This is a genomic window from Janthinobacterium sp. YR213, from assembly GCF_900099875.1.
GTDB classification, from domain to species: Bacteria; Pseudomonadota; Gammaproteobacteria; order Burkholderiales; family Burkholderiaceae_D; genus Janthinobacterium; species Janthinobacterium lividum.
The window spans coordinates 699,505-722,189 of the sequence record NZ_FNDA01000001.1 but is presented as its reverse complement, the minus strand read 5'-3'; the positions used below and the strand labels follow the sequence as shown (position 1 = coordinate 722,189).

Sequence of the window (22,685 nt, the reverse complement as noted above, 5' to 3'; positions counted from 1 at the left end):
CCGCTGATAGGGGAGGCGGATCATGAAACTATCGATGGAGCGGCCGCAGCAAGGCAGGACTGCCAGCGCAGGCGCGCGGGGCGGCGCCGAGATGCAGGCTGACGCGCAGCTGTACCAGGCAGCGGACGAGCAACTGGAGCAGGCGGCAATGCTGGATGCCGCCCCGCTGGACACGCAGTATGGCGCGGCATTGGCGGCGCAGGTCGAGGCCAAGCACGAGCAGGTCGAGCGCATCGAGGACAGGCTGGAAAACCTGATCGAATCGCAGGCATCGCGCCTGCAGCGCACGCAGATGCAGCAGCCGGGCTTGCTGGCATTTCCCGCCACCCGCGCGCAGTGGCAGCAGCAAGTGCAGCAGCAACAGAAAACCATGCAGCGCCTGCTGGGTCGCCTGGAACTGGTGCGCGAGGTGCGCGACAGCATGGGCGTGCACGCGCCGCGCATCGAGGAACTGGCTGCGCGCAAATTGCGTACCCGGCATCCCGGGCTGGCCAGCGAGTGGGATGCGCAGCAGCAGGCGCAGCGCCTGGAAAAGCTGCTGCAGCGGCAGCAGACGCAGCAGGGGGCTGAACGCAGCCACCAGCTACAGGCCGGCCGCGGCTCGCGGCTGGGCCTATCGCAGCACGGCCCATGAGGCCACGGCCGCCGCCAGCATGGCCAGGCAGCCGGCGGCAACATTCAATACCGCGATGGCATGCGCGGCGCGCACGGGACGGGCGAGTTGCAGCAGGGCGCCGTCGATTTCCTGGCGCGCCGCTCTTGCCGCTTGCTCGCCACCTTCCTGCATGGCGGCAGCCATGGCTTCCCGGGCGGCGGCCAGCGCCGCATTGACGATGCGTTCGGCCTTTTCCCTGGCGTCCGTGCTCCAGCGCCGCGACAGCTCCTCCATTTCCTCCTTGAACCGATCCAGTTGGACCTGCTGGGCCCTGGCGCTGTCCTGCATCAGGCGGCTGTTGATGGTCTGCAAAACCAGGATGGGGTCGTCGCGCGCGACGGCGATGCCATGCTTCGCGGCAATTTCCCGCAGCAACTCCTCTGTCTGGTCGCCCATCACAGCACCATCGCGGCATCGAGTTCGCCGTACACCAGGCGCCGGATGATGCTCAGGCGCTGGCGCGTCATGATCGGCAGCGCAGGCATGGCCAGCGCCTCGTCGAAGGTCAGGCGCTGCTGCAGCATGCCGGCCAGGTCGCGTCCGAAGGTTTCCTTTTTCAAGACGGGCAGGCGGACGATGGCGGACAGGCGTTCCCTGTTGGCCAGATAGGTTTTCATCTGTTCGAAACCGTTACCCTCGTGCTCGACCGGGCCCCAGTAGGGATTGAGCCAGGCGATGAAGCGGGTTTCCGGCGGAAACTGGCTGGCCAGGTGGGCAAAGCCGCTGATGGTATCGAGCAGGGCCTGGCCGCCCGTGATCACGGTGTGCACCACCAGCAGGTGGTCGAGTTCCGCCAGCAGGGCCGGGATCTGGTTGCTGATCAGGTAGTGTGACAGAGGCACGAAGGAACTGGCGCCGTTGTCGATGATGGCGTCTCCCTGCGCCTGCGCCACCAGGTCGATCAGGGCGTCGAAGCCGCGCGGATTGATTTCTTCCTCTTCCATCAGGTCGATGCGCCGAACCTGCAGCGCCTGGTAGCCATGGAAGGTGGCATTCACGGGATCGGTGTCGATGCACAGCGGCGTGCGGGCCTTGCTGAGCATGTACTGGGCGAGGATGGCGGCGATCAGCGACTTGCCGACTCCGCCTTTACCCTGCAGCATCATATGGATATGGGCCATTATAGTAGCTCCTTTTTGTCCGGGATCGGGTTGAAATGGAAGCCGGCCGGCGCTGGCGCCGGGCGGGGTGTCACGGCGTCCGGCTTCCCGGATGCCGCGCGGGCCTGGCGGGATGCCAGCCGCTGCGGCGCCACGCCTTGTCCAGCCGTCTCCCCGGCCGGTGCGGTGGCTTTCAGCATGCGGTGCACGTGCTTCAGGAACGTGTCGTAGCCGAACGGTACGCGTCCCGAGGCATACATATGGCGCCAGATGGTATTCATGGGAAAGCCCGCCGCCAGTGCGGCGCGTACATCGTCGCTGACGGCGAGGAAGGCGACCAGGTACTGGTCGCGCTTGGCCGGCTTGCTGCATTTGATCCAGTCACTCAGTTGTTCGGCATAGGGTTTCTCCATGGTATTTATTCCCCTTCACGTTATGCGGAAGATGCACGGTTACACCACAAAACTGGCACGGTTGAACCACCAATCTGACGCGGTTGAAGCCTGATATGCCACAGTTGGAAGCAGATAAGGCCTTTAAAGGCCTTTTCGGAATAGTGAACGATAAAATCCGCTCCGTTTTGTGCCAGAACAAGGGTTAAATCGAAAGCCTGTCCTACGATTAAATGGCTCGGTCGCCGTGCGGGCCGGGGCAGGATAGGTGAAGTTAGCTAACCGGCGGGCCGGTTATCTCTCTTCACGGTGCCTTATTCGCGCCTGCGGCGCTCAACGGACATCCTGCTCTGCGAGGCCTGCGCGTGCCGCGCCAACCGCGAGGACGCCATGCAAGAACCAGGACACGCCACCACCCGCAAGGCCCGGCAGCTGCGCGTGCCGGTGCTGCCCGATGAAGAAGCGCAGATCAAGCGGCTGGCAGCCGCAGCCGGGCTGCCGGTGGCGGCCTATCTGCGCAGGGTCGGGCTGGGCCACCTGCTGCCGGGCATCCTCGACCACCGGCGCGTCGAGGAACTGGCGCGCATCAATGGCGACCTGGGCCGGCTGGGCGGCCTGCTGAAGCTGTGGCTGACCAACGACGAGCGCACTGCCGCGTTCGGCGAGACGACGATCCGCGCTGTGCTGGCCAAGATCGCCGATACCCAGGATGAAATGCATGCCATCATGCGCGCCGTGGTCTTGCCGCAGCAGGGGCGCGGACTTTAGCCGCTAAAAATTGGCCGTGCCAGCCAGGCACCGGCGCTGGCAGGACAGCAGGGGAGAGCAGCATGATCGCCAAGCATGTTCCCATGAAGGTGGCCCGGAAAAGCGGCTTTGCCAGCCTGCTGGCCTACCTGGCCGATGCGCAGGCCAAGCGGGAGCGCGTCGGCTGCGTGACGGTCACGAACTGCCAGTCGGACCAGCCCGCAGTGGCTGTCACCGAGATCCTCAACACGCAGGCGCAGAACCAGCGCGCGCTGTCGGACAAGACCTATCACCTGATCCTCAGTTTCCCTGCCGGCGAGGAACCGCCCCCGGCCGTGCTGCAGGCCGTGGAAGCGCGCATCTGCCACGGGCTGGGCTATGGGGCGCACCAGCGCATCAGCGTCGTGCACCACGATACGGACAATCTGCACGTGCATATCGCCATCAACAAGATCCATCCCAGCCGCTATACGATCCACCAGCCTTACCGCGACCATGCCACGCTGGGCCTTCTGTGCGCGGCGCTGGAGGACGAGTTCGGCTTGCAGCGCGACAACCACCAGGCGCGGCAAACGGGCGCCGCCAGCCGCGCCATGGACATGGAGCGCCACGCCGGCATCGAGAGCCTGCTGGGACTGGTGCGCCGCGCATGCCATGCGCAGATGCGGGATGCGGCCTCGTGGCAGGAACTGCACGGCGTGCTGCTGGCGCACGGCTTGGCGCTGCGCGAACGGGGCAACGGCCTGGTGATCCTGGCCGATGACGGCACGGCCGTGAAGGCCAGCTCCGTGCACCGCGACTGTTCCAGGGCGCGCCTGGAAGCGCGGCTGGGGCCATTCACTCCCGGGCCGGCCGGGACTGGAGGCCATCCCAGCCAGGCGGGCCAAATTCGCCAGCCGCTGCGCCTGCGCGTGGCAACGGCCGCACTGTATGCGCTTTATCAGGAACAGCAGCAGGACGCCGTACAGGTGCGCGCTGGCGCCCTGCCGGGCGCGCGCGCACAGCACCAGCGGCTGATTGCCGAGGCGAAGCGCCGGGGCAGGCTCAAGCGGGCTGCCATCCGCATGCTTGCCTGCGGCCCGTTTGCCAAACGCATCCTGTATGCGGCAGCCGCGAAGACGCTCATGGCGGACATTGAACGCATCAATAGCGGCTACCTTGCCGAGCGCCGCGTCATCCGCAGCCAGCACGGCCGCCTTGCCTGGGCGGACTGGCTGCGCAGCCGTGCCGGGGCTGGCGACGCCCAGGCGCTGGCTGCCCTGCGCGCGCGCGGCGGCCAGCCGGGCCTGGCAGGCAACACGCTGGCCGGCAGCGCGCCGGCAAGTGAGGCAGGCGGGGCGCAGGCGCCAAATGGTTTGCGGCAGGACAGCGTCACCAAGCATGGCACGCTTATCTATTGCGCTGGCGCGACCACGATCCGCGACGACGGGCATAAGCTGAAAATCACGCGCGGCGCCACGCAGGCGGGCCTGCTGCTGGCGCTGGACATGGCGGTATCGCGCTATGGCCGCTGCCTGCATGTCGATGGCAGCACCGCGTTCCAGGACCAGGTCATCCAGGCGGCGGCTGCCGCGCACCTGGCGGTCACGTTCGACGACGCCGTGCTGGAGCGGCGCCGGCAGGACCTGTTGCGTGCCGTGGGCACGAAGGAGAAGCAGGATGAACAGACAAGGCAATCGCGCCGGGGCGGACAGCCCGGTGAAGGCGCAGCGCGACGCGCTGCTGGAGCAGGCGCTGGAGTCGCTGGAGCGCGCGCCGCCACCACGGCCGGCCGCGCAGGCGCCGGACAGCGGCGCGGCTCCCACTCCCAGTCCGACCCTGGCGGCGTTGGAGGCCATCCGCCGCCCGCAGCCAGGCACCGTCTGCGAAAGCTGTCCCAACTCGGTATGGTTCGCATCGGCAGTGGAACTGAAGTGCTATTGCCGCGTGATGTACCTGGTCACATGGAGCAGCAAGGAGCCGCAGCAGATCAGCGCGTGCGACGGCATGTTCCTGGGCGGGGAGGCGTAGCGGACAAGCGGGATACCGGCTCGGCGGCAGTGGATGCCTTCCTCCTTGAGCAGGAACAAACAAGGCCGCGATTGTCCGATATACCGAAATTTGAACGATATGATTGTGTCAAGGGGCCAGCTGTCTTTGCCGGGCTGCGCGAGGCGGGCGGCCAGGTGCTGGCGCTGCTGGAGCGGGGCGCGGCAACGATGGTCCTGCCGGTGAGCGGCGCAGCAGCAAGGCGCTTGCGCCAGCTGGCCCCCGGTGATGCCGTCACCGTGACGCTTGACGGCGTCATCAAGACGAAAGGACGGACCAGATGAAAGACAGGTTCAATAATGCAGTCGGCCCCCAGGTGCGCAGCGCGCGGCGGGGTGCCCGCAAGGCCATCCCCGCGCTGGCCGCGCTCACCCTCGTTGGCGGTTTCCAGGCGGCCACCCAGTTCTTTGCCCACGCCTTCCACTACCAGAGCGCGCTGGGCTGGCATGCCAGCCAGGTGTATCCGCCATGGGCCATCGTTGGCTGGGCTGCCAGGTGGCGCGGCCAGTATCCGGATGCGCTGATGCAGGCGGGCAGCGTGGGTATCAGCGTCGCGGGCGTCGGACTGATCGGGCTGCTGGTAGCCCGGATGATCTCGGTGAATTCGGCCCGTGCCAGCGAGTACCTGCACGGCTCGGCGCGCTGGGCGAACATCACGGACATCCGCGCCGCCGGCCTGCTGCCCGCGACACGCTCGCTGTGGCAACTGCTGGCAGGAAGGGCGCAGCCGGCCAGCGCCGGCGTGTACGTGGGGGCCTGGCTGGATCGGGCGGGCAGGCAGCACTACCTGCGCCACGACGGGCCGGAACACGTGCTGACGTACGCGCCTACCCGCTCCGGCAAGGGTGTCGGCCTGGTGGTGCCGACCCTGCTCGCGTGGCCGCACAGCGCCGTCATCACGGACCTGAAAAGCGAGCTGTGGGCGCTGACCTCCGGCTGGCGCCAGAAGCATGCGGCGAACAGGGTGCTGTACTTCGAGCCGGCCGCCGCCAAGGGCAGCGTGTGCTGGAATGCGCTCGACGAGATCCGTCTCGATACGGAGCACGAGGTGGGCGACGTGCAGAATCTCGCCACCCTGATCGTCGACCCGGACGGCAAGGGGCTCGAAACCCACTGGCAAAAGACCAGCCAGGCGCTGATCGTGGGCGTGATCCTGCATGCGCTGTACAAGGCGCGCGCCGAAGGCACGACGGCCACCCTGTCCGTGGTCGACGGCATGATGGCGGACCCGAACCGCGGCATCGGCGAGCTGTGGATGGAAATGATCACCTACAGCCATGCCGATGGACGCAATCATCCGGTGGTGGGTTCGGCCGCGCGCGACATGCTCGACCGGCCCGAGGAGGAAGCCGGTTCCGTGCTGTCGACGGCCAAGTCCTATCTGTCGCTGTACCGCGACCCGATCGTCGCGCGCAATGTGAGTCGCTCGGAATTCCGCATCCGCGACCTGATGCACCACGACAGCCCGGTGAGCCTTTATATCGTCACGCAGCCAACGGACAAGGCGCGCCTGCGCCCGCTGGTGCGCGTGCTGGTCAACATGATCGTGCGCCAGCTGGCCGACCGCGTCAGCTTCGAGAACGGGCGTCCCGTGGCGCGCTACCGGCACCGCCTCCTGATGATGCTCGACGAGTTTCCCAGCCTGGGCAAGCTGGACATCATGCAGGAGTCCCTGGGCTTCCTGGCGGGCTACGGCATCAAGTGCTACCTGATCTGCCAGGACATCAACCAGCTCAAGAGCCGCGAAACGGGCTATGGTCCCGATGAAAGCATCACCTCGAGCTGCCATATCCAGAATGCCTATCCGCCGAACCGGCTTGAGACGGCCGAGCACCTGTCCAAGCTGACGGGCCAGACCACGGTGGCGAAGGAACAGGTTACGACCAGCGGGCGCCGCACCAGCGCCTTGCTGGCGCAGGTGTCGCGCACCATCCAGGAGACGCAGCGCCCGCTGCTCACGCCGGACGAGTGCCTGCGCATGCCCGGCCCCGTCAAGTCGGCCAGTGGCGACATCGAGAAGGCCGGCGACATGGTCGTCTACGTGGCAGGCTATCCGGCGATCTACGGCCGCCAGCCGCTGTACTTCCAGGATGCGGTCTTCCAGGCGCGCGCCGCCATCCCCGCGCCCACGAAAAGCGACAAGCTGCACCACGCGCACCGGCCTGCGGACGGGGAGGGCATACGGCTATGAACCGGACATGCGTGAAACTCGGCGCCTGGAGCGCCTCGCTGGGCGCCGCGCTGCTGGTGCTGGGCGTGGCAGCCCACCTGGCTGGCGCGCGCATCAACAGCAGCCATAGCATTCCGCGCGGCTTGTACTGGACCAGTTCGGCCCCGGTGGCGCCCGGGCGCTACGTGATGTTCTGTCCGCCCCAGCTGGGGGTGTTCGAGGAGGCGCGCCGGCGCGGCTACATCGGCGCGGGTTTCTGTCCCGGCGGCTATGGCTACATGATGAAGAAAGTGCTTGGCACGGGCAATGACGCGGTCAGCGTGGCGCCGGACGGCGTGCGCGTCAACGGGCGCCTGCTGGCGCACAGCGCTCCGCTGGCCGCTGACGGCAATGGCCGTCCCATGGCGCGCTTCCAGGCCGACCGCTACATCCTCAGCGAATTCCAGCTGCTGCTGATGGCGGACGCCAATCCCCGGTCTTTCGACGCGCGCTACTTCGGCCCCGTTCAGCGCATGCAGGTCCGCACGGTGATCGTCCCGGTGCTGACCTGGTAGCGCGTCCCATTTTCAACCGCGTAGATGAGGAGGAAACCGATGAAGAATGAGAATGCACGAGACAGGCAGGCTGGTGGCGCGATGGCCGAAGAACAGGCCATGGCTGCCATCCTGCGCGAGAAGCTGGGCGACGCCGCCATACCTGGCAGCCGGGCCGAGTTCGCGCCGGATGAAGCCGAACAGGCCGGCTCCTTTGCCGAGGATGCCGTGGATGAACACGATGCGGCGGCAGGCGTCATCGACCTGGCCGCTGCCAGCGCGCCGCTGCCCCTGACAGGGAGCACGAACCATGAACGACCTGCCCAAGTCACTGATTGAAACGATCGCCGAGAAGCTGGTGGCGCAGCTCAGGGAAGGCACGGCGCCCTGGCAGAAGCCGTGGCAGCCAGGAGAGCCGGGAGCATTCCTGCCATTCAATCCCACCACGGGAAAGCGCTACAAGGGCATCAATGCCCTGCACCTGATGAGCGAAGGCCATGAAGACCAGCGCTGGATGACCTACAAGCAGGCTGCTTCCGCCGGTGCACAGGTGCGCCAAGGCGAGAAGGGTACGCCCATCCAATACTGGAAATTCAGCGAGGAGCAGGGACAGACGGATGCCGACGGCAAGCCGGTACTGGGCAGCGACGGCCGCCAGGCGCGGCAGTCCGTCAGGCTGGAGAGGCCGCAGATGTTTTTTTCCACGGTCTTCAACGCGTCGCAGATCGACGGCCTGGCGCCGCTGGCGCCGCAGCCACCTGCTGCCTGGGCGCCGGCCGAACGGGCGGAGCGGATATTGCAGGCATCGGGCGCCAGCATCGAGCATGGCGGGCGCGAGGGCCGCGACAGCGCGTTCTACCGGCCGTCCACCGACACCATCCACCTGCCGCGCAAGGAGCAGTTCCCCAAGGCGGACAATTACTATGCGACGGCGCTGCATGAACTGGGGCACTGGACCGGGCATGCCAGCCGGCTGGGCCGCGACCTTGGCCATCCCTTCGGCAGCGAGGAATATGCGCGGGAAGAGCTGCGCGCGGAAATCGCCAGCATGCTGCTGGGCGACGAGCTGGGCATCGGCCACGATCCCGGCCAGCACGCGGCCTATGTCGGATCATGGATACGCGCGCTGCAGTCCGATCCCCTGGAGATTTTCCGCGCCGCGTCCGGGGCCGAGAAGATCCAGGCCTATGTGCTGGGACTGGAACAGGTGCAAATGCTGGGGCAGGCTGCGTCGCAGCAGCAGGCGCCTGTTGCAGCAGATGCCGCGCCCTTCATAGTCCGCGAACGGGTGGGTGGCAAGGATCTGTTTTCGCAGTCCTTCGCCACGCTGAACGAAGCGGCACGCTGCTACGTGGGGAAGTCGCAGGCCGCCAACCGCAGCATGGAGGCGCCGGACGGGCGGGAACTCGCTGGCGTCGTGTGGGGGCCAGACGGCGATTTCGCATGCGAGCGCTTTGCATCGCCGGAAGTGGCGCAGGCCGTGGCAGAGGCCCAGGAACAGCACTGGCAGGGGTTCGACGCCGCCAAGGTAGAGAAGCGCGCGGAACAGGAGGAAGGGGAGGCTATCGTGAAGGTCGATATGGGAAATGCGGGCGACAGCGAGGTGGCCCTGGCGCGGCTGCAGGTACTGCGCGGTGGCGGCAGCGAGGCCGGTGCCGCTCTGGACGCAGCCGCCATGCGGCATCTGGGCTTTACCTTGCCGCACGACTGGAATGGCCGCGTGATGGTGCAGGGCATGGCCACTGGCGAGGTGGATGGAGTGCAGCAGGAAGCATCGGCCGATCAGCTTGGCCTCAGGCCGGAATTCTGGAGCGTCTACGCGCAGCAGGGCGATGGCCGCCACCAGTGGCTGGCCGATCGCGGTACCCAGCGCGAAGCGGCGCAGCTGGCGGGCAGGCTGGCGCTGATCGACGCGCACTCCGAAACGGATGAACGCGAGAAGGCCGTGAAGCTGGCCCGCCTGCACGAAGAACGCGTGCGGCGCGATCCTGCCAGCGCCGCGGAAGACCTGGTTGCGGCCCGCGAAGCGCGCAAAAGCGCGGAACTGGCCGCCGTCACCGGCAGCGCGGACCTGCAGCGCCGGGTGGCGCAGCTTGAACAGGGCAGCGGCCATGCCGCAGCTAGCGCAAGTGTGCTGCTTGCCGTGCCGTTCAGGGAAAAGGAAGAAGCCAAGGCCCTGGGTGCGCGCTGGGACAGGGCGGCGCAATCGTGGATGGTACCGCCTGGGGCCGATCCCGCCGTGTTCGGGAAGTGGTACCGGCAACCCGCAGCCGAGGGGGCTGGCGGACAGGAGCCGCGTGAGGGCGCGCCAGCCACACCGCGCCAGCCGCGCCAGTACCTGGCCGTGCCATACGGTGAACGCAAGCTTGCCAAGGCGGCGGGCGCGGCATGGGACAAGGTGGCCAAGTCCTGGTATGCGGGAGCGAAGGCGAATATGGCGCGGCTGGCGCGCTGGATGCCCGGCAAGGCAGGTCCGCAGCAGGGGCCCGCCATGACGGCGCAGGAGGAGTTTGCCGACGCGCTGCGCAGCCTGCGCTGCGTGGTGAGCGGCGAGCACCCCGTGATGGATGGACAAAAGCACCGTATTACCGTGGAAGGGGAAAAGCACAGCGAGCATTCCGGTTCCGGCTTTTATGTCGCCCACCTCGATGGTCATCCGGCAGGCCATATCAAGAACAACAAGACGGGCGAGGCGATGGACTGGAAGTACAAGGGTTACGCGCTGGACCCGGAACAGAAGGCTCGGCTGCAGGCCGAAGCGGCTACCAGGCTGCAGGAACGGCAGGCCGCCCAGGCGCAGCTGCAGGAGGCAGCGGCGAGCCGCGTCGTGCGGCAGATGGCCAGCCTGCTGCCGATGGCGGAACCGACGCCGTACCTGGTGTCGAAGGGGCTGCGGCCTACCCCGGGCATTTTTACCGACAAGGCAGGCAAGACCAGCTACATTCCGGCCACCGACGCCGATGGCAAGCAATGGAGCATGCAGTACATCGGCGAGGATGGCAGCAAGCGCTTTGCGCGCGACAGCCGCAAGACCGGCTGCTTCCACGCCGTCGGCGGCCTGGAGGCGCTGGCGCGGGCGCCTGCGCTGGTCATCGCGGAAGGCTACGCAACCGCCGCCAGCCTGTCAAAGTCGGTCGGCTTCGCCACGGTAGCCGCTTTTGACTCCGGCAACCTGCCACTGGTGGCGAAGGCGCTACACGGCCGTTTCCCGGGCAAGCCGGTGATCATCGCCGGGGACAACGACCAGCACCTGGAAGCAACGCAGGGCATCAACCCCGGCAAGGCCAAGGCGCAGGAAGCTGCCCGCCTGACTGGCGGCCGCGTGCTGCTGCCCATCTTTGCCCCGGGCGAGCAGGCGGCCGATCCGAAGGGATACACCGACTTCAATGACCTGGCCAGCAAGAGCCGGCTGGGCATGGAAGGGCTGGACCGGCAGGTGCGTCCGGCCGTGCAGTCCGAAATTGAAAGCAGGCTGGCCAATGCCAATCAGGATGCCTTGTCTCTTGCGCGGGAACCGCTGCGGCGCCGGCTGGCCAGATCCGGACCGCAGTGACTGTAGGCGGCTTTGCGCCCCATGCTGACGGTCGAAGGACCCTAAACGATGGAACGGAGATCCAGAAATGAATGTCTTGCCGATCAAGGCCGCGCCGCTGGTTATGCATGCAGGCGGCGCGCGCAGCCATCCTGACCTGCCGCTTTTCGACGACGGCGATCAGGAGTCATGGTACAACTGGCTGCGAGCTCATCGCCTGCTGATTGGACGGCGCGACGGGAGGCTGCGCTTGCTGTGACGCGCTGCCTGTTGGCTGTGTTTCTGCGCTACCACTTCCAGCGTCCGCGCTGCTGCTTGTCGCCTGCGCAGTGTCGCCCATGGCTGCGGCGAGCGCGCCGCTGCCGGTGCCTGGATCGGCTCCTGTTCCACCGCCGCCTTCTCCGGCCGAGGCCATGAAGTCGCGGGTACCGCTTCCTGCGCTTTCTGCAGCATTTGCCTTGGAGACGGCCGCCATCAACGCCTGAACCCCGCCAGCGATGTTCGCTGTACCTGCGACAGCCGCGGTACCGGCGGTTGCTGCGGCGGTCGCGGCCATGGCGGCTGCACCCAGTGCCGTTCCTGCACCGAAGCCGCTGCCAAGCGCGCCGGTGCCACCGCCCATTGCCAGACCGCCTATTAGTGAGGGGACTTTGTTGACCAGTGCGAGCAGAATGATCGCGACGACCATAATGACGGCAAGTTCTTTCATCTTATATGCGGCACTGATATTGGTGTAGAACTCATCCATGAACGATTTTCCGATGCCGACGAGTAGCACCATGGTGAAAAGCTGTGCTCCGATGCTAAGTACCGTTTTGTAATAGTTGATGGCCATGTCCGAGGTCCAGCGTGAACCGCCAAAGCCGAGAAAGAAGATGCCTGCATACGCCAGTATCCAGCCGCTGATCAGGAGTAGCAGCATGTTCACGCCGATTAGCGCCAGAACAATCAGGGTAATCAGGCTGATAGCCACGCCAACTGCGCTGCTGAACGGCGACCAGACGGTTGACTTTGAAAGTACCATGGCAAAAATATCAAAGCCGATATCGACGATTCCGGACGGGGAAAGGATGGTGCTGGAACCATTTGCGTTTGCTGCGATCACGCGCATTGAATCCATGATGGAAGTTGCAAAGGCAGGTCCATTACGCAGCAGCCACCAGTAGAAGCCGGTGAAAATGGTGAAGCGGGCGAATTCGGCGAAGAACTCGCTAATATCTGCCTTGCGCAGGGCCATCATGCCGAATGTCCACACCATGCTGATGGTGGCCAGGGTCCAGAACAGGCGTGTGGCGTGGGTCGTGATTGTCGCCGACCAAGTGGCGGCAATCGCAGAGTAGCGTGCCAGGACGTTATCCAGCACGCCTGTACTGTCGATTTCGGCCCGTGCGGCGAGGGGAACGAGTACCAGGCATATTATGAGAAGCCCCCGTAACAAGGCCGGGGATGCGGGTGCTCTGGTGGCGCCGGCAGTTTTCATCATGCACCTCACCAACCACGTGGCGGACTGGGGCGGAAACTGTAGCGCCGCACGCATAGGTCTTCGAACTGGTTGCGCTCCTTCCGGTCCTTGATCTTCGCAATCGCCGCCGGCTCGCAGTTCTCTGCTGTCACGGGCGGCAGGGCGTCTGCAGGATCGCCAGGCGTGCACGCCGCCAGCTGGACCAACACGGCGAACAGAATGATTGACTGTCGCATGGCTGCCTCCCTACCAGCCGCGCGCGGGGCTGGGACGATAGGTGTTGCTGAGCACTACTTCGTCGGAGGCGCGCTGCATCGCCTCGCGGTCGGCCAGGCTCTGGTAGCGCGTGGCGATGACATTTTGCTGGGAAATCAACAGGCCGCGTATCTGCAGCAGCTGCGTGGCTTGCTGGCTGGCCAGCTGGTTGGCGTAGCCGATGGCCTGCATCTGGCCGCTGGCGCCTTGCGCCGCCGCCTGCAGTTTCATCAACTGGCGCGCGTCCGCCTCCATGGCGTCCTGCTGGCGGTCGAGTCCCCGGAAGAGGGCGTCGGTCGAGCGCTTCTGTGCATCCGAGCCGAGGCGCTGGGCGTCGCTCATCGCATTCCACTCGGCTTGCGTGCAGCCGCGCACCGAGAAGCAAGGCGATCCGCGGTAGTCGCTGGCGCTGCGGTACTTGCGCAGATAGGCGTCAATGCTGCCCAGGCTGTTCTTGTAGTAGCCGAGGGTATCGATTTCGCGCCGCAGCAGGTTCATCGTCTGGCTGGCCTGGTCCCAGATAAAGGCGGGCGGCGCGGCGGTATTTTGCAGCATGTTCTGGTACTGCTGCAGCTGCGTGCGGTACTGCTGGATCTGCTTGAGCGTATGCGCCACGTTTTCCAGGGCGCTCACGCTGTTCTGCGACAGGTTGCTGGCATCGATGACCGGCAGCCCCGCACGGGCCGGCTGCACGGCAATCGGAATGCAGAGCACCATGCCCGCCATGATTTTAGCCGCTAAAGATTTGTCCATGATTGCTGCTCCTTGCCGTCAGTAGTCGAATGCCTTGTAGGGGCGGGAAAAGGTCAGGTCCTTGGTGACGATCACGTTGAAGCGGTAGCCGGGCCGGATTTCCAGCGTCGGTGCGATGTTCATGTTCCGGGCGATCAGCTGGGCCGTCACCTGCCCAAGCTGCTGCCCCAGCGCCTCGCTCATGGCGCTGCTGGCGCTCTGGCGCGTGCCCAGGCTCAGTGTCTGCGGCTGGCTCATGGCGATGCCCGCCGTGATGCCTGACATCAGGAAGGCCGAGGAGAAAAGGCGGAAGTAGTGGTTGTTGACCTGGTCGCGAAAGCCCGCATAGCCTGCGCTGTCCGCGCCGGGCATGCTGCCGATGTCCATAGCCTTGCCATCGGGGAAGACGATGCGCTGCCACGCGACCAGCACGCGCGACTGTCCGTAGGCAATGTCGCTCGAGTACTGGCCCACGAGGCGCGAACCCTGCGGGATCAACCGCCATTTTCCTGTCGCGGTGTCGAACACGTCCTGGCTGACCTGGGCGACGATCTGGCCCGGCAGGTCGGAATTGACGCCGGAAATGAGGACTGCCGGGACGATAAAGCCGGCGCGCAGCTCATACGGCGAGCGGGGCGTTTGCTCACGGGAGTCGAGACGCCAGCGGTCGCCCTGGCCTTGGACGTCGAACTGGCGGTAGTCCTTGCCACCCGCCGCCGGTTCGACAGGCGACACGGGCCTGGCTGCACTGTCTCCCAGGCTTGCCGCCTGCAGCTGCTGCAGCCGGGCCAGGTATGCGGCGGCAGGGTTGTCGCGGCCCTGCGCATCGGCCTGCTGCTGCAGGGCCGCCATCTGGGTGAGGGCTTCCTCTTTGCTGAGCGGGATGCCGCCAGGCGCGGAACCGGCGCTGCGCGGTGCTGCTGCCTGCACCGTGGTGCGCGAGCGGACTGCTTCGTCGAGCTGGCGCAGCTTGTCCATGCGGCTACGCTCGCGTTCCTCCATGCCGCGCTGCTCTTCCAGCGGCTGCGCGCCGCCGGGCGGTCGCGGTGGTGCTTCGAGGTCATCGGGGCGCGCCACGATGATGGCGCCGGGCGGGGGGACCTCTGGCATTGGCGGGGCCGCTGCCTTTGCTGGCGCGACGAAACCGTCCTTTTCGCTGCCCGCAATCTCGCTGGCGAACATGCTGGTGCTGCCTGCCTTGGCTTCCAGTTGGTCCGCCGGGCGGTTTTGCTGCGCCGAGCGGTCCCAGGCTACCAGGGCCATCACCAGAAGGAAGATGCCCATGGCGCCGCCAACCAGGTAGACGGGCAGGTTGTTGACCCTGCGCACACCGGATTTCCTGCGGACGCTGCCGGGAGATGCGTCCGGCGACATATCTTCATCGCCGCTCATGGCGCAGTCTCCCTGCGTATCCACGCGCTGGCCGGGCGCGCCGCGCCGCCTTGCAGCAGGTAGGCGCGCGTCAGCGACTCGCTTCCCGCATACAGGGTCAGGCGGACCAGGTTCGGCTCTGCAGCCATGTCCAGCACGTAGCGCAGCGCGATGGCGCTGGCAGCCGATGGCAGCGGCCGTGCGGCTTCCGGCGTCTGGCTGCTGAATTCTCCGATGGCGTAGCCCTGCGACCGCAGCCGTTCCAGCAGTTCCCTGCCGAAGCCGTCCTGCGCCGCATGCTGCAGCGCAAAGCGCGTGCGGGCAGGCGGATAACTGGCGATAAGCCGCATGGCAGCATCAGCGGCGATGCCGTTTTCCTGCGCTGGCACCGGCGCGGCCAGCAGGTTGCCGTAGGCGGGCGCGTCAACCATGCGGTTTGCGGCGCAGCCTGCAAGGCAGGCCAGCAGGAGGTGTGTAAAAATCAGGCGTGCGAGCATCAGGGCGTGCATGCTATTTCTCCCGCGTGATGGTGATCTTGTCCTGCGTGCGGCCGGCGCCGGCTATCAGGATGGCCTTATCGAAGACCGTGTCGACGATGTAGCGGTCGCCCTGCAGGCGGTAGTTCACCATGGCCGTTTCATCTTCGCTGAACAGGCCGCCGTCCCTGCGTACCACCAGCAGGGTGGGTGCCTCCGTCTGCGCCATCGCCTGCGGCATCTGGATGATGGTCTTGCTACCGTTGTTGTACACGCGCACGGGCTTCCAGGGGGCGGACCCCGTCACGGCATACGCAAAACTGAGGTCGCCAAGGTACTCGCCGGTCTGCGCGATGGTGCGTTCCTGCTTTTCCCTGGTATCGCGAGTCTTGATGGCGTCCCACTTGGCGGCCGCGTCTTCTACATAGGTGAAGGCGATGCGCGGCATGAACTCGCTGCGGTGCGAGCGCAGGCGGAAGTGGTAGGTACGCCTGCTGGTGGTGACGATCAGCGAGGTTTCCAGCCCCACGTCGAGAGGCTTGATGATGAGGTGCTGGACTTCTGCGGGGCCGCTGCCCGTGATGGCCGGTTCCACGGTCCACCGCGCCGTGTCGCCGAGGTGGATGGAATTGACCTGTTCCCCCGCCTGCAGCTCGATATCGCATACCTGCAGCACGGCGCACACGATGCCGGGCTGCTGCGCACCAAACAGGAAGCGGATTGCGCCGTCTTCCCCCGGGACGGGCTGCATGCCAGTGCCGCTGCCGGTGCGCCAGCGCTGCGCGATGGCGATCGCATCTTTTTCCTGCCTGGTCAGTACCAGATCCTTGCCGGAGAAATAGCTGTCGGCGACGCTCTTGCCGTCTGGCGCGGCCTGGGCCGCAGCCTGGACGGCGGCGAGTGCCAGCATCAGCAGAAAGGGGATGGGTTGCATGGCTGGCCTCCTCAGAGCTGTTTTGCCCAAGAAAAATCGCGGACATAGATGCCCAGCGGGTTGTTGCGCAGCTGTTCTTCCGTGGTCTGGGGCGTGGCGGCCACGGCGTACACGGTGAGCAGCGCGCGCATGCGGAATGGCGGCGCCTTCAATACGCCCTGGCGGTCGCGCACCGTTTCCGTCCAGTCCACCTGCCAGGTATCGGCCGTTTGCGGCAGGGCGGAAATGATCTCGGTGCTGACGGTTTCCCTGGCGGCCCGCTTGAGCGGGCTGCTTTCATCGGTACCGTTCAGCCATTCGTTTGCCTTGGCCGTGGCCGGGTCATTGGCCGCCAGCATCGAATACAGGCGGTAGACGGCCTTGCGCTGCAGCGCGATGTCCGGCGTGACCAGGCGCGCGTCGCCCACGAAAGAGGCGACGGCGGCGCGCACCACGCGCTGGTCGGCTGCCGCTGCCTGCTGCGCCGGGGCCACTGCCACGGGCTGGCCCAGCTTGTCGACCTCGACCACATAGGGCACGAAACGGGACTGGCTGGCGACATGGACCATGCCGCCGACGGCAGCGAGGGCGACCAGCAGTGACAGCACGGCCAGCAGCTGCCAGGCCTGGCGCGAGGACGCGGCCTGGGCCGCGTGGTCGTTCCAGGTGCGGCGCGCGGAAAGGTAGGGATTGTCGCTTTCGCCGCTGCGCCGGCCGCCGTCAAGGAATCCGTCCTGTGCGGGTGCCTTGCGGCTTCCGGCTGTGCGCAGCGATCTGAATATGCGGGCAAGGTTCATGCTGCGCCTCCATAGTCGTCCAGGTTCAGGCCCCGGCTGGCCAGCCAAGCGCCGGTCCACGCAGCGCCGTGCCTGGCCTCCAGAGCCTTGACGGCCGCCACCGACTCCTTGTCCGTGGCGCCGACGAAGGCCATGGCCAGCGGCCCGAGCGCCAGGTCGTACAGGCGGCGTCCGTGCTCAGAGACATAGTAGTACTGGCGCTTCGGGATGGCCGTGGCGAGGATGTCGATCTGGCGCGCGTTCAGGCCCATGCGGCGGTACAACGCCGCCGTGTCCTCGTCGCGCGCATACACGTTGGGCAGGAAAATCTTGGTGGCCGTCGATTCCACCATGACGTCGAGGATGCCCGAGCTGGCCGCGTCGGACAGGCTTTGCGTGGCCATCAGCACCAGGCAGTTGGCCTTGGCCAGCACCTTTAGCCAGACCCGGATGCGGGAGCGGAACGCCGGGTGGCCCAGAGCGAGCCATGCCTCGTCGAGGATGATGGCGGCGGGCTGGCCCCGCAGGCTGCGCTCGATGCGGCGGAACAGGTACAGCAGGGTGGGGAGCGCATATTTTTCGCCCATGCCCATCAGTTCCTCGATTTCGAAGACGGTGAAGTCGGATAGCAACAGGCCATCTTCCTCGGCGTCGAGCAGGTGCCCCATGCTGCCGTCGACCGTGTAGGGGCGTATGGCCTGGCGCACGGCTTCATCCTGGATCGTCAGCGCGAATTCGGATACGGTCTTCGCGCCGCTGGCATGCATGCTCATGATGGCGTTGCCGATTTCGTTGCGCTGTGCGGGCGTGGTGTCGACATTGTTCAGGGCCAGGATGGTGTCGATCCATTCCATGGCCCAGGCGCGGTCGCTGCGCGTGGCGAGGAATTGCAGCGGGCAGAAGGCGAGGCTGTCGCCGTCGCCCGCCACCGTGTAATGGCTGCCGCCCATGGCCCTGGCCAGCGGATACATGGCCATGCCCTTGTCGAACACATACACCGACATGCCCTGGTAGCGGCGCAGCTGCGTGGCGATCAGGCCTAGGTGCGCCGATTTCCCGCTGCGCGTGGGACCGAACATCAGCGCGTGGCCCAAGTCGCGCACATGCAGGTTCAGGCGGAATGGCGTGTCGCCGTGCGTCACGCAGTGCATCAGGGCGGGCGCCAGCGGCGGATACAGGGGACAGGGCGCCTTGTCCAGTCCTGTCCAGATGGTGCTCGTGGGGAGCAGGTCGGCCAGGTTCATGGTGTTGATCAGCGGGCGCCGCACGTTTTCCACGCCGTGCCCGGGCAGGCTGCCCAGGTAGGCGTCCATGGTATTGACAGATTCCACCCTCGCCGCGAAGCCGGTGCGGTTGATGGCTTTCTCGACCTGGCGCGCGGCTGCGTCGAGCTTGTCCCGGTCCTCGTCCATCAGGATTACCACGCTGGTGTAGTAGCCCTGCGCCACCAGGCCGCTGTTGACCTCTGCGATGGCCGCCTCCGCATCGGCTACCATCGACAGCGCATCCTGGTCCACGGGGCCGGTGCTGGTGTTGAATACCTGGTCGAAGAAGCCGCGTATCTTCTGCCGCCACTTCTTGCGGAACTTTTCCAGGTGCCGGACTGCTTCGTGGGCATCCATGAAGATGAAGCGCGAGGACCAGCGGTACTCGCATGCCAGCTCGCCCAGCGCGGTGAGGATGCCGGGCGTGGACTCCAGCGGGAAGCCCTCGATGGCGACCGCCTGGATGAACTTGCGGCCGATTCGGGGAACCACGCCACCGAACAGTTCCTGGCCACCGATGACGGCATCCAGGTACATGGGATTGCGGGGCAGGATGACCGGATGGTTAAGGCCCGTGACGCAGAACTGCAGCCAGCGCAGCAGCGCGTCATGGGTAGTGCTGCCGCCATCCTCGCCAACGACCTGCGTGCCGCGCAGGCGCTCCAGCGCCACGGCCGACGACAGGCGCGATTCGATGCTGGTGCATTCGCGCCTGAAGAAATCGATCAGGCCCTGCGTGCGCGCCCTGTGGCCGGGCGCTGCCGCCTCATCGTCGAACATCAGCTCGACGAACCTGCTCTGTGCCAGCAGCGGCGGCAGATAGGTGGCGCTTAGCACGAAGTAGCCTTCATACATGGTCCCCATGCCTTCGAACAGGCGGCGGCGCTCCTCGTCGATGGCGGCGGAAACCGGGTCCGGGAAGTGGGACAGGCCCGCAGGCGCATAGCCGGGCGCGGGCCGCCGCACCGCGTCGACGTGGATCATCCAGCCGCTGCCCAGTCCAGACAGGGCCTGGTTGATGCGGAAGGAGACCAGTTCGCGCTGTTCTTCCGTGCTGCTGGCGTTGTCCCCGCCCCGGTAGATCCAGGCCGCCATGAAGGCGCCGTTCTTGCCGACGATGATGCCATCGTCGACCATGGCGGCATAGTTCAGCAGGTCTGCCAGCCCTGCATCGCGCGAGCGGTGCTTTTTCAGCCGCATGCCGGCGCCTGCCGCGCGGATGCGCGCGTACAGGATGGACAGCATCAGGCAGCCGCACGCCGCCATGGCGATGGAAATCGTCTCGATCATTTGTACTGCCTCCCCTGGCTGCCCGTATTGACGCGGAAGGGAGTGCTGCGCGCGGCATAGTAGCGCCGGTAGCGGCGGTGACGCAGATACACCTGGCGCAGCCGCGGATCGTGTGCCGCCATCAGCCGGCAGGCGAAGAGGGCGCCCGTCCACAGCAGCAGCCCCACCACCGATGCCCGCAGCTCCTGCGCGCTGAAAATGAGCGCGAAGGCCAGGAGGCCGGAAAACATGACGAGTTCCCGGTCTCCACCCATGAACAGGTTATGCCGGTTGCCTGCCCGGCGGATGGGGATGGCGCGCAGGGCCATGGCTATGCCATCCGCGTGCCGGTGCAAAGAATGGCATGGCGGATGCCGCCGCACAGCGCCTCGCCTGCCGCCGCGATTTCTGCGCCGCGCCCGAAGAAGGTGCTCATCACGTTTTGCGCACCCACCAGCAGCGCCATCACCAGCACGATGAAGATCAGGGTACGGAAGAAGCCATTCAGGTCGCCGCCGAAAATGAGCACGCCGCCGGCGATGACGATGCCGATGATGGACAGCGCGAACGCCACTGGGCCGGTGACGGAATTGCGCAGGTTTTCCAGCCAGCTCTCATAGGGCAGCGAGCCACCTGTGCCTGCGGCGGCGTGGGCCTGGTGCGGCAAGGACAGGAACAGCAAGATAATGACGGCAGCGCACAGCCAGAACTGCGCCTTGGCGTGCATGTGGCCCGGCGGGCCAGGCGGGAATGTAGGCATCGGGAACTCCTCAGAGTAGGTGGGTAAGATAGCGGCCTTCCGCGTAGCCGGAAACCTCGAGGATTTCCTGGACGCGGCGGCCAGCGGGGGTACGGGCGATATGCACGACCATGTGGACCACCTCGCCGATGAGTGGCTCAATGTCGGCCGGGGCCGATGCGTTGCGGGTAATGAGGGACTTGAGGCGCACCAGGCCTGCCGCCGGATTGTTCGCGTGCAGGGTGGCGGCGCCGCCCTCGTGGCCCGTATTCCAAGCGTCGAGCAGGTCCAGTGCCTCGGGGCCGCGTACCTCGCCGACCAGGATGCGGTCAGGGCGCATGCGCAGCGCGGCTTTCAGCAGGGCTGTCATGGAGACGTCGAAGGAGGTGTGGTACTGCATGAAGTTCTCGGCGGCGCACTGGATTTCTCCCGTGTCTTCGATGATGAAGACGCGTTCGCAGGGATCGCAGGCCACCATTTCGTTGATGATGGCGTTGACCAGTGTGGTCTTGCCAGAGCCGGTGCCGCCCGTAACGAGGATGTTGCGGTGGCCGGCCACCGCCTGCCGCAGGATGCTGCGGTGGTGTGCTGTCATGGTGCCGGCAGCGGCATACTCGTCCAGCGTGTAGATTGCCACGGCCTTCTTGCGGATGGCAAAGGTGGGCGAGGGGACGACGGGCGGCAGCTGGCCGGCGAAGCGGGAGCCATCGAGCGGCAGTTCGCCTTCCAGCAGGGGCTTGCCGCGCGTGACTTCCTTGCCATGGTAGCCCGCTACGGTCTTGACGATGGCCTCGGCCTGCGCCGCGCGCAGGGTGCCGATGCACTGCATCCGTTCGCCGAGCCGCTCCTGCCACAGCCTGCCATCGGCATTGAGCATGACTTCCACCGTGCGCGGATCGTTCAGCGCGGCCATCAGAAGGGGACCCATGTCGCGTTCCAGCTTGCGCCGGGCTCGGTCCTTCAGCGTGGAAAAGTCGTCGGTTTCAGCCATGATCGGTATACCCTTGTTGCATTTATGCCATGCCGCATATGCAAAGGATATATCGTAAAAAATCGGCTGAATTAGACCTAGCGCAAACCCTATCGGCAAATTTCTTGATGAGTTCGGTGTTTAGTGCGCGTATTGCTTGACTATTTCACGCAGGATATGGATTTCCGGCGCATTTTGCGCCTTGGGCGCTAACTGGCGTCAGCCGTCTTCCGGTTTGGCGCTAGCGATATGCTTGCGGTTCGCATCATTCCACTGGCGCACCTGGAATGCCTGGTATTCCGTGAGCACGGCTGCCATGCGCACATAGCCGGGAGGCAGGCTGCTCGGCGCCTTGCCGCCGGCGAGCATGTCCAGCGATTCCTGGTCCAGGTCGGTAATTTCCAGCAGGGCAGGAAGCGCGACGTCGAGGGCCTTGGCGATCGACTCCATGATCTTGAGCGAGGGGTTGGCCTTGCCGTTGGTGAGGTCGGACAGGAACGACACCGACATGCCCGCACGGTCGGACAATTCGTTCTTGGAGATGCCCAGTTCGTCGAGCACGCGCAGGACGTTGGTGAAGAAGATTTGGTTGTACAAGGTGGAATTCGCTTTAGACCAATGCTCTTATTCTAACTTAAACCAGTCTATATATTCTAAAGCACTTGCGTAAGTGCATCCAACTCGTCATATTTCAGGCGCTTCCTTGCAAGCGTCGGATCAAGAGGACATGACCTCGTTTTCGGCGTTCAGTTTAGCTTCATAGCGGGAGCAGGTTTTGCTGATGCCGAGGACCAGGCAAGTGGCTTTGACGCTTAGGCGCACTTCGTCACGCTGATCGAGTTCAAGCTGGCCACGCTCGCCGGCTTATTGCTGGTGCCGTTCGCGCTTTGGAATAAGACCACGTTCCTCGCTGAAAAGGTGCTCGGAAACGTCGTGTCATCCGGCATCTGGAGCCACTGCCGGAAGACGAGAGTGTCAAGTTGCTCTTCACTTGTCCGGCCGGCATCAAGGACGATCTCAGCCGCTAGCCCGTGCTGCACGCGCAGGCCTATGGTGAGACGGTCGATGCCGCGAGGCTTCTGCAGTACATGCTGGAGGCGCTCATGACGAGGGATCGAGGATTTAAGGGGCGACGGACGAGGGGGCTGAATTGTTGTCGTTGGAGGCCAAGGAAAGCTAGTGCGACCACAAGCCTTCGTGCCTCACCGAACAGCCATTGAGTTCACGTTCAGTTCCTAAGCCCGAGCCGTAATCTTTGCTTGTAAATCTTGATGTATACGTCAATAATGGCGTCTTATAT

General features: G+C 65.6%; 22 protein-coding genes and 2 pseudogenes. 9 read left to right on the top strand and 15 right to left on the bottom strand.

Going from position 1 to position 22,685, the window contains the following annotated elements:
* The first annotated feature begins 22 nt into the window (after positions 1 to 22).
* Entirely contained in the window at positions 23 to 634 is a 612-nt protein-coding gene (locus BLT98_RS03275) for an IncP plasmid survival protein KfrC family protein (RefSeq protein WP_139179001.1), read from the top strand.
* Here the strand turns inward: BLT98_RS03275 and BLT98_RS03270 are convergent.
* The 3 genes from BLT98_RS03270 to BLT98_RS03260 are packed head-to-tail and all read right to left on the bottom strand — an operon-like array spanning position 614 to position 2,168.
* Positions 614 to 1,051, bottom strand: a complete 438-nt coding sequence (locus BLT98_RS03270; RefSeq protein ID WP_092605217.1) for a conjugal transfer protein TraM — start codon at positions 1,049 to 1,051, stop codon at positions 614 to 616. The two genes, BLT98_RS03275 and BLT98_RS03270, sit on opposite strands and share 21 nt — an antisense overlap.
* Positions 1,051 to 1,776 (bottom strand): nucleotide-binding protein, encoded by a 726-nt coding sequence (locus BLT98_RS03265; RefSeq protein ID WP_092605215.1) that lies wholly within the window; start codon positions 1,774 to 1,776, stop codon positions 1,051 to 1,053. Before BLT98_RS03265 ends, BLT98_RS03270 begins: the two co-directional genes overlap by 1 nt.
* Positions 1,776 to 2,168: a TraK family protein gene (locus BLT98_RS03260; protein ID WP_092605213.1), complete on the bottom strand. Its 393-nt coding sequence runs from the start codon at positions 2,166 to 2,168 to the stop codon at positions 1,776 to 1,778. Before BLT98_RS03260 ends, BLT98_RS03265 begins: the two co-directional genes overlap by 1 nt.
* 369 nt (positions 2,169 to 2,537) lie before the next feature.
* Here BLT98_RS03260 and traJ point away from each other — a divergent pair, with 369 nt between their 5' ends.
* From traJ to BLT98_RS03225, 6 genes are all read left to right on the top strand, one after another.
* Complete coding sequence (gene traJ / locus BLT98_RS03255) at positions 2,538 to 2,915, top strand: conjugal transfer transcriptional regulator TraJ (protein WP_092606851.1); 378 nt, start codon at positions 2,538 to 2,540, stop codon at positions 2,913 to 2,915.
* A gap of 62 nt (positions 2,916 to 2,977) precedes the next feature.
* Positions 2,978 to 5,206 (top strand): TraI/MobA(P) family conjugative relaxase, encoded by a 2,229-nt coding sequence (traI, locus tag BLT98_RS03250; RefSeq protein WP_092605211.1) that lies wholly within the window; start codon positions 2,978 to 2,980, stop codon positions 5,204 to 5,206.
* The gene (locus BLT98_RS03245; protein WP_092605209.1) at positions 5,203 to 7,113 is read left to right on the top strand and encodes a type IV secretory system conjugative DNA transfer family protein; all 1,911 of its coding nucleotides are present in this window, start codon (positions 5,203 to 5,205) and stop codon (positions 7,111 to 7,113) included. Before traI ends, BLT98_RS03245 begins: the two co-directional genes overlap by 4 nt.
* Positions 7,110 to 7,646, top strand: a complete 537-nt coding sequence (traF, locus tag BLT98_RS03240; protein ID WP_092605207.1) for a conjugative transfer signal peptidase TraF — start codon at positions 7,110 to 7,112, stop codon at positions 7,644 to 7,646. The genes BLT98_RS03245 and traF overlap by 4 nt, the downstream gene beginning before the upstream one ends.
* Positions 7,647 to 7,685: 39 nt before the next feature.
* Positions 7,686 to 7,964, top strand: a complete 279-nt coding sequence (locus BLT98_RS03235) for a hypothetical protein (protein ID WP_244517369.1) — start codon at positions 7,686 to 7,688, stop codon at positions 7,962 to 7,964.
* Positions 7,936 to 11,178, top strand: a complete 3,243-nt coding sequence (locus tag BLT98_RS03225) for a zincin-like metallopeptidase domain-containing protein (protein WP_244517368.1) — start codon at positions 7,936 to 7,938, stop codon at positions 11,176 to 11,178. The genes BLT98_RS03235 and BLT98_RS03225 overlap by 29 nt, the downstream gene beginning before the upstream one ends.
* A gap of 166 nt (positions 11,179 to 11,344) precedes the next feature.
* Here the strand turns inward: BLT98_RS03225 and trbL are convergent, their stop codons facing one another.
* The 12 genes from trbL to BLT98_RS03165 form a co-directional block, all read right to left on the bottom strand.
* The gene (gene trbL, locus BLT98_RS03220; RefSeq protein ID WP_244517367.1) at positions 11,345 to 12,640 is read right to left on the bottom strand and encodes a P-type conjugative transfer protein TrbL; all 1,296 of its coding nucleotides are present in this window, start codon (positions 12,638 to 12,640) and stop codon (positions 11,345 to 11,347) included.
* Positions 12,641 to 12,645: 5 nt separating this feature from the next.
* Entirely contained in the window at positions 12,646 to 12,855 is a 210-nt protein-coding gene (trbK, locus tag BLT98_RS03215; RefSeq protein WP_092605203.1) for an entry exclusion lipoprotein TrbK, read from the bottom strand.
* A gap of 10 nt (positions 12,856 to 12,865) precedes the next feature.
* Positions 12,866 to 13,627 carry a P-type conjugative transfer protein TrbJ gene (gene trbJ, locus BLT98_RS03210; RefSeq protein ID WP_092605201.1) on the bottom strand — a complete coding sequence of 254 codons (762 nt, stop codon included), beginning with the start codon at positions 13,625 to 13,627 and terminating at the stop codon, positions 12,866 to 12,868.
* An 18-nt stretch (positions 13,628 to 13,645) separates the two neighbouring features.
* The gene (locus tag BLT98_RS03205; RefSeq protein WP_092605199.1) at positions 13,646 to 14,998 is read right to left on the bottom strand and encodes a TrbI/VirB10 family protein; all 1,353 of its coding nucleotides are present in this window, start codon (positions 14,996 to 14,998) and stop codon (positions 13,646 to 13,648) included.
* Positions 14,995 to 15,486, bottom strand: a complete 492-nt coding sequence (locus BLT98_RS03200) for a hypothetical protein (protein WP_092605197.1) — start codon at positions 15,484 to 15,486, stop codon at positions 14,995 to 14,997. The genes BLT98_RS03205 and BLT98_RS03200 overlap by 4 nt, the downstream gene beginning before the upstream one ends.
* A 1-nt stretch (position 15,487) precedes the next feature.
* Positions 15,488 to 16,363 (bottom strand): P-type conjugative transfer protein TrbG, encoded by an 876-nt coding sequence (gene trbG / locus BLT98_RS03195; protein WP_092606842.1) that lies wholly within the window; start codon positions 16,361 to 16,363, stop codon positions 15,488 to 15,490.
* Between the two features lie 35 nt (positions 16,364 to 16,398).
* Positions 16,399 to 17,163 (bottom strand): VirB8/TrbF family protein, encoded by a 765-nt coding sequence (locus BLT98_RS03190; protein WP_092605195.1) that lies wholly within the window; start codon positions 17,161 to 17,163, stop codon positions 16,399 to 16,401.
* A complete protein-coding gene (locus BLT98_RS03185; protein ID WP_092605193.1) occupies positions 17,160 to 19,697 on the bottom strand; it encodes a VirB4 family type IV secretion/conjugal transfer ATPase in 2,538 nt (845 codons plus the stop codon). The genes BLT98_RS03190 and BLT98_RS03185 overlap by 4 nt, the downstream gene beginning before the upstream one ends.
* Positions 19,694 to 20,005 carry a conjugal transfer protein TrbD gene (locus tag BLT98_RS03180; protein WP_092605191.1) on the bottom strand — a complete coding sequence of 104 codons (312 nt, stop codon included), beginning with the start codon at positions 20,003 to 20,005 and terminating at the stop codon, positions 19,694 to 19,696. The genes BLT98_RS03185 and BLT98_RS03180 overlap by 4 nt, the downstream gene beginning before the upstream one ends.
* A gap of 2 nt (positions 20,006 to 20,007) precedes the next feature.
* Complete coding sequence (trbC, locus tag BLT98_RS03175) at positions 20,008 to 20,403, bottom strand: conjugal transfer system pilin TrbC (protein ID WP_092605189.1); 396 nt, start codon at positions 20,401 to 20,403, stop codon at positions 20,008 to 20,010.
* A gap of 43 nt (positions 20,404 to 20,446) precedes the next feature.
* Positions 20,447 to 21,406: a P-type conjugative transfer ATPase TrbB gene (gene trbB, locus BLT98_RS03170; RefSeq protein ID WP_092605186.1), complete on the bottom strand. Its 960-nt coding sequence runs from the start codon at positions 21,404 to 21,406 to the stop codon at positions 20,447 to 20,449.
* Between the two features lie 198 nt (positions 21,407 to 21,604).
* Positions 21,605 to 21,982, bottom strand: coding sequence for a transcriptional regulator (locus BLT98_RS03165; RefSeq protein ID WP_092605184.1), 378 nt, complete (start codon positions 21,980 to 21,982; stop codon positions 21,605 to 21,607).
* Positions 21,983 to 22,207: 225 nt separating this feature from the next.
* Between BLT98_RS03165 and BLT98_RS03160 the strand changes: the two are divergent.
* Positions 22,208 to 22,333: pseudogene (locus BLT98_RS03160) on the top strand (type IV secretion system protein); the annotation flags it as partial.
* Positions 22,324 to 22,605, top strand: a pseudogene (locus BLT98_RS03155) (DUF2274 domain-containing protein). The pseudogenes BLT98_RS03160 and BLT98_RS03155, both read left to right, overlap by 10 nt.
* Positions 22,606 to 22,685: the final 80 nt, after the last annotated feature.